Annotated in this window: 1 protein-coding gene; it reads left to right on the top strand. The window is 34.9% G+C overall.

What is annotated here, in order from left to right:
* Positions 1-143 precede the first annotated feature (143 nt).
* Positions 144-524: a hypothetical protein gene (locus C9J40_RS21880; protein WP_107247970.1), complete on the top strand. Its 381-nt coding sequence runs from the start codon at positions 144-146 to the stop codon at positions 522-524.
* The last annotated feature ends 78 nt before the right edge of the window (positions 525-602 follow it).

The following is a 602-nucleotide window of genomic DNA, read 5'->3' as shown; positions in this document are numbered from 1 at the left end:
ATATTATTGGTTATTACAGCCAATTACGACCACATCAATATAATGGCGGATTAACACCGAATGAATCAGAACGATTATATTGGTTAACCTCTAAAACCGTGGCTAGTATTTGTTGACCACTACAGTTACACTTATTGGTTACAATGAAGGAAAATGAGCCTCATAAAATATTTGAAGGATTTTCAAAAGCGCACGCTTTATTAGATAGATTAGATAACGATATTTATAAATATAGACAAGTAGATATTTACAATGACTTCTACAGCTCTTGTTATGAAAAACTATCCAAGGGCAATCAAGTGGCATTTCAACGTGCCTGCCAAAAAATGGAAAAATCTATTGAAGCAGCAGTAAGTAATGGTGAGGTAGATTTATCTCAACAATTACCTATTAAAAAAACGAAAGAAAAATTAGCGCATATATTGTCAAGCATCAAAGAGCAACGTGATATAACAAATAAGGATATGTGTCGCGAAGCCGACACCTATCCGAAGTGTTGGACAAGCCCAAGCCACCTTATATAAGTAAATATTGGAAATAGCATGAAGGGGGATGCCAAAAAGAAGTCGAGCGTTATCCTTGGTGTGAACCAATAATATTAA

Origin of the sequence: Photobacterium sp. GB-72 (assembly GCF_003026095.1) — a bacterium.
In the GTDB taxonomy this organism is placed as follows: Bacteria; Pseudomonadota; Gammaproteobacteria; order Enterobacterales; family Vibrionaceae; genus Photobacterium.
Note: the sequence above shows the minus strand (reverse complement) of the source record. Positions and strands in the feature narration are given on the sequence as shown.

Bases quoted from the DNA above. Each gene is read 5' to 3' on its own strand.
- C9J40_RS21880 (WP_107247970.1), top strand. From the start codon at position 144: ATGAAGGAAAATGAGCCTCATAAAATATTTGAAGGATTTTCAAAAGCG.